We start from the raw sequence: 6049 nt of genomic DNA on the forward strand, positions 1-6049 counted from the left end.
GTAGTTGCAGCTGGAGCAGGTTCTGGAAAAACGACAGTTCTTTCGCTCCGATATTTGAATTTGATAAAAAAATACAAATACAACGTTGAGCAGATTTTGACTTTGACTTTTACAAAAAAAGCTACGGTCGAAATGTCCTCGAGAATTTACAACGTCTTAAAAAAAGAAGCGCCCGAGCAGGCTGCGAATTTTTATAAGGCGAATATAAAAACTTTGGACAGTTATTGTAATAGCGTCGCAAAACTTGGTTGCCGTTTTTACGGAATAAGTCCAGATTTTGTTCAAGATGATGAAAGCATAAAAACTCAGGTAAAGGCAAAAGCCCTGCCCTTTTTGCTTGAACATCGCGACAATGAAACTTTAAAAGAGTTTATAAAAGTTCAAGATTACGAGGCGGTTGCAGACAAACTCTTTGTTGAACCGATTCTTGTCCATTCAAAAATTGCAAATCCCATAGATTTTCGTGAGGATTTTAAAAAGCAGTTTGCAAAAATTGTTCAGGAATGGAATAAAACAGTTCATAAAATTTCAGAAATTTTGAACGAAATTGAAAGTTTTGAAGATGAATTTTCGGGAAACCGGGAAAGCAAGTCGTTTGAATCGTATATAAAAGAAAAAAATAAAAATGTTTCTCCAGAAATTGTAGAAATTACGGACGAAAACATCGAAACTCAAAATTTTTCGTTAATAAAAGAATATGCAGAAAAAATAAACGGAATAAATTATTCAAAACCGAGGGTAAAATCGGCAGAAGTTGATTTGCTTAAGGAAAATATTGATTTATTTCGCTCTGCAAAAAGCGATTTGCTTTCGCTTGCAAATTATATTTACGGAATTCCATATTTGGAAAAAATTTTGCCTCTTCTGGAAGAATTTCAAGAAATTGTAATGAATGTAAAACGCTCATCAAACTGTCTGACTTTTGCCGACGTTTCTAATATGGCATTGCAGATTCTTTGCGATTATCCGGAAATTCGTGCCATGGAAAAAGAAAAATATAAAGCAATTATGATTGATGAATTTCAGGACAATAACCTGGATCAGCGCAATATGCTTTTTCTTCTGGCAGAAAAAAAAGAAAGAATGGAAAAAGGCGTTCCGTCGGTTGAAGAGCTTGAAAAAGAAAAATTGTTTTTTGTTGGCGACGAAAAACAGAGTATTTATCGCTTTCGTGGCGCAGATGTTGAAGTTTTTAATAATCTTGCAAAAGATTTTTCTGATGGAACTTTGCAAATGTACACAAACCATCGTTCAAATCCAAAATTGATTTCTGCATTTAATACGATTTTTGGAGGCGATTTGTATTCTGACAAAAATGCAAAAAATGTTGAATTTGCGGTAACTCCGCCGTCTGTTTTTTTTAATGAACGTCAGCAAAAAAATAATTACGAAATTCCGCCTTACGAGGCAATTTATCATTCTGTTTTGCCAGACGAAAAAAAACTCGAAATCGAAGAAAAAAATGAAAATTCAAAAAGAAGAGTAAATCTTGCTTTTTACGAAAAAAATACCGAAGCTCCAAATGGATTTTTTACCGGAACTTTTGCCGAAGCCGAATGGGTTGCTCAAAAAATTGCTGAAAAGCACGGCGAAGGGTATGATTTTTCGGATATGGCGATTTTGCTCAGGTCATATTCAAAACAAGCTGTTTTTGAACGCGCATTTTTGCGTCATGGAATTCCGTACAACACAGAAACCTTAAAAGGATTTTTTTCTGACGGGCCAGTTAGCGACATTGCCGCTTATTTAAAGCTTTGTGCATATTCTGACGACAGAATGGCATACGGAAAAGTTTTGAGTTCCCCTTTTGTAAATTTAACAGTGACGGAAACGGAAGCGGTTCTTTCCTTAAAGCAGGATGTTTTTTCTGACGAAAGTGCAGAAATTTTGCAGGAAGATTCTTTGATTCGTTTTAAGAATGCCGCAAAATTTTATGAGGAAGTTAAGGAATTTGCAAAAGAAAATTCACTTGCAAAAACTGTTTCAAAACTCTGGTATGAATTTGGTTATCGGTTTGAAACAATGTGGAACGAAACTGTCAAAATGTACGAAAAACTTTACGACCTTTTGTTTGCGCTTGCCCGCGAAGGCGATGAAAAGAATTTAAATCTTGGCAGTTTTGTCGATTATTTGTTTGAATACGAAGAAGAAAAGTCAAAACTTGAAATAAATGTTCCTGTCGAAAAATCAGAAGGCGTTCATATTATGACGGTTCACAAAAGCAAAGGCCTTGAATTTAAAATCGTCTTTATTTGCGACACTCAACGAGGTTCTGTAAACGAAAAAAGCACGGTTCCTGTTTATTACAGCTCAAAATTTGGTTTTGCGCTTAATACTCCGACGTATTTTAAAGATTCAAAAAACTATTTTTATACTCTCGCAAAAAACGAAAATGAATTAAAAGAATGTGCGGAAATGCGTCGTCTGACTTATGTTGCCCTAACTCGCGCGGAAGACGAAATTTTTATTACAAACAGCAGTTACGAAGTTCCAAAAGATGTTGAAGAATATTTGCCAGGCGGAACAAAAAATGCCGATTCAATTTATAAAGTTCTTGCTCCAGTTATCGATTTTTACAGTAAAAAGGACGAAAGTGGAAATTCAAATTATCAAGAAGCCTCGCCTTTTTCTAAAATTGAAATAATTAAACCTTTTTCTCAAGGCGAAGTTTTTTCGGAACAAAAACGCCCGAATACTCAAAAAGCAAAAATTGACTTTGTAAAAGCGCTTTCAAAACAAAGTCCTTACGAAAGTTCGCAAATTCTAAAAAAAGATCAAGTTGAAAAAATTTATGTTTCTCCGAGCAAACTTTACGAAGAAGCCGAAAAAGATGAATTTAGAAAATCTCTTGAAAACAAAAACCGGACGAATTTGCCATTTGCCGAAATAAATGAAATTATTGAAAGACACAAGAATTTTGACTTTAACAATTTTGGTACAATCGCACATTCTTATCTCGAAAATGCGCTGAAATTTTACGGAGAGGAAATAAAAGTTCCGTATAATAATCAGGACGTTTCCGGATTGGAAAATAGCACGGGCGATATTAAGAAAGTTGAAAAAATTTGTGAGCAAATGACGAAAGAATTTTTGAATTCAGATCTTGGAAAAAAAGCGCTGAATTCAGTCTGGCGAAAAGAAGAATTTGAGTTTAAAAGCCGGTTTGGAGAAAAAATTTTGTCTGGTGTAATTGATTTGGTTTTTAAAGAAAAGGATGAAAATTTTTTTGTTGTTGATTACAAAACAAACCAGGAAATTCGTCCGGAAATTTATTATTCGCAATTGGCCTGTTATAGACGCGCAGTTTCTCAAATGCTGTCAGTTCCAGAAGAAAAAATAAGAACTTTTTTGTTTTATTTGCGTTTTGGAAAAGAAATTGAAGTTTTGCCGGAAAATCTATGTTTGAACGAGAATATTTATGAGTATTAAAGAAAATATAAAAATAAAGGTTGCTTCTCCGGAAAATGCAGCCGAACTTTTAGAAATTTATAAGTTTTATGTTGAAAATACGGCAATTAGCTTTGAAATTGAAACTCCGACTCTGCAGGAATTTCGCGCTCGAATCGAAAAAACTCTTAAAAAATATCCGTATTTGATTGCAGTTTCTCCAGAAGACGAAATTTTGGGATATGCTTATGCTGGAGAATTGAAATCCCGGGCTGCGTACGATTGGTCAATAGAAACGTCAATTTATGTAAAAAATGGATACAGAAAGATGGGCATTGGCGGAATTTTGCTTAAAAAACTCGAATTTCTTCTTAAAAAACAAAATATTTTAAATTGTTATGCTTGTATTGCCTATACAGAACGAGAAGATGAATTTCTTACAAACGCCAGTGTAAAGTTCCACGAAAAAATGAATTACCGAATGATAGGGATTTTTAAAGACTGCGGATACAAATTTGACCGCTGGTACAGCATGGTTTGGATGGAAAAACATTTAGGAGAACACAAAAGTTCTCAGAAAAAAACAATTCCATTTAGTGCTTTGCTCGAACAACTTTAAATAAAAAAAGCCTGAAAAGTAAATTTATACTTTTCAGGCAGTTTGGTTATTCAATAAAAATTAAAATTACAGAGTTACACCATCTTTAAAGATTGCAATTTCGCGGTAACCGTTGATTTCGTTCTTTGTCTGTTTTTTTCCAGAACAAATATCGCAAATCAATTCAAGGAGAGAATCGCGAACTTTGTCGCTTGGCTCGTCTAAAAGGCGTGCCGCGTCAAAATCAATCCAGTCAGATTTTTTTTCTGCGAGAGGATGATTTGTTGCAATTTTTACAGTTGGAACAGGAGCGCCGAGAGGAGTTCCGCGTCCAGTAGAGAATAGAATAATGTTTGCTCCAGCAGCAGTCATATCTGTTGTAGAAACAATGTCGTTGCCAGGACCTTCAAGAAGAGTAAGGCCTTTTTCTGTCAGACGCTCCCCATATTTGAGAACCCCTGTAACAGGCGCTTTTCCGCCCTTCTGAACACAACCCAAAGATTTGTCTTCGAGCGTTGTAATTCCGCCGGCTTTGTTTCCTGGACTTGGATTTTCGTAGCAAACCTGATTGTGGCGGGCATAATAATCTTTAAATCCGTTAATAAGATTTACAGTTTCGTCAAAGCGTTTTTTATCAACACAGCGGTTCATAAGCATTTGCTCAGCGCCAAACATTTCTGGAACTTCAGTGAGCATTACGCGGCCGCCCATTCCTGTCATAGCATCGCAAACCCGGCCAATCAAAGCATTTGCCGTAATTCCAGACATTCCGTCCGAACCGCCGCACTTCATTCCAAGAACAACTTCTGAAAGAGGAACAGACTCGCGCTTAAACTGGCCAACATATTTTACAAGTTCAGTAATCAGTTCTTTTCCAGCCGAAAGCTCATCTTCTGTCTGCTGAGTTGTCATAAATTTTACGCGGTTTTCATCATATTCGCCCAAAAATTCCTTAAAATAAGGAATATTGTTTTCTTCACAGCCGAGGGAAACAACAAGAACGCCGCCGGCATTCGGGTGATGAACTAAATCTGCCAAAATTTTTGCGGTAGTTTCTTTGTCGCCACCCATCTGGGAACAGCCATAAGGATGAGTCCAGGCAAAAATTCCTTCAAGACCGCCATTTGTATTTGGCTTTGGCTCTTCGCCGTCAAAAAATTTTGCATTTGCCCAGGTTGCAAGGCGTTCAGAAATTTTATTAACACAGCCAACAAGCGGAACAATCCAAATTTCGTTGCGAATACCAATGCGGCCGTCTGCGCGTTTGTAAACGTTTACAGAAGGAACATTTTTGCGCAAGTCCTCAGTTTCCTTGTACCATTTTTCGTAAGCAGCTTTTGCGTTTTCTTCGTTATAAGTGTATTCAAATTTTTCAGAAAGCAAGGTGTGAATGTTGTGTGTGTGAACATGGCTTCCAGCAGGAATATCCTGAGTAGCAGCGCCAATCGGATATCCGTATTTTATGACAGGCTCGTCTTTTTTTATGTCGCGGATTGCGAATTTATGACCGGCTGTAATATCCTCTGTAAGAGTTACTTTAGTTTCCGGCGCATTTCCAGAAGCTTCAAGAATAACTTCCGTGCCTTTTGCCAGCGGCTGAAGCGCGACAGCTACAATGTCAGCCGAATTAATTCTAATAGCGATTTTGCTCATAGTACCCCCAAAAGTGACCTAAAATTAAACAATTAAGTTACGTGCGTTCTGAAAATCTATCATTTTATAAGCAAAAAGTCATTATCAAAATTCGGGCACTCCGCCAAAAGGCGGCGCTACGTTCCGGGCTGCGCTATTCGCTCCGGCCGGCAAAAATGCCGTCTGCTTCGCACCCTGCACATCGCTAGTGCGTTTTTTTAATCCGCCGCCACTGCTCCATAGCCTGAGGCAAAAAAAGTTGTGTAACCTTAATTTCGAGTTTTACTGTCATTATCGGGCTTGACCCGATAATCTATTGAAAATTTCCAACAGGTTCCTGACTGAGTTTACTGCGTAAACATCGCAGTGTCGCAGCACTGGAATGACATAAAAATTACTGTTCTTATCAAAACTCGAAGTTTGGGCTATTTA

General features: G+C 37.1%; 3 protein-coding genes. 2 read left to right on the top strand and 1 reads right to left on the bottom strand.

Annotated elements, in window-relative coordinates; genetic code table 11:
• Both B2X33_RS08885 and B2X33_RS08890 read left to right on the top strand, forming a co-directional pair.
• Positions 1–3429, top strand: a 3429-nt coding sequence (locus tag B2X33_RS08885; RefSeq protein WP_296669086.1) for a UvrD-helicase domain-containing protein, incomplete at its 5' end; no start/stop codon positions are given.
• Positions 3419–4006, top strand: coding sequence for a GNAT family N-acetyltransferase (locus B2X33_RS08890; protein WP_296669088.1), 588 nt, complete (start codon positions 3419–3421; stop codon positions 4004–4006). The genes B2X33_RS08885 and B2X33_RS08890, both read left to right, overlap by 11 nt.
• 66 nt (positions 4007–4072) lie before the next feature.
• On the opposite strand, the gene B2X33_RS08895 is transcribed toward B2X33_RS08890, so the two are convergent.
• The gene (locus B2X33_RS08895; protein WP_296669090.1) at positions 4073–5638 is read right to left on the bottom strand and encodes a UxaA family hydrolase; all 1566 of its coding nucleotides are present in this window, start codon (positions 5636–5638) and stop codon (positions 4073–4075) included.
• Positions 5639–6049: the final 411 nt, after the last annotated feature.

It is taken from the genome of Treponema sp. UBA785, from assembly GCF_002297065.1.
Classification (GTDB): Bacteria; Spirochaetota; Spirochaetia; order Treponematales; family Treponemataceae; genus Treponema_D.

Excerpts from the sequence above, each read along its gene's own strand:
- B2X33_RS08895 (WP_296669090.1), bottom strand. The coding sequence starts at position 5,638 with ATGAGCAAAATCGCTATTAGAATTAATTCGGCTGACATTGTAGCTGTC.
- B2X33_RS08890 (WP_296669088.1), top strand. The coding sequence starts at position 3,419 with ATGAGTATTAAAGAAAATATAAAAATAAAGGTTGCTTCTCCGGAAAAT.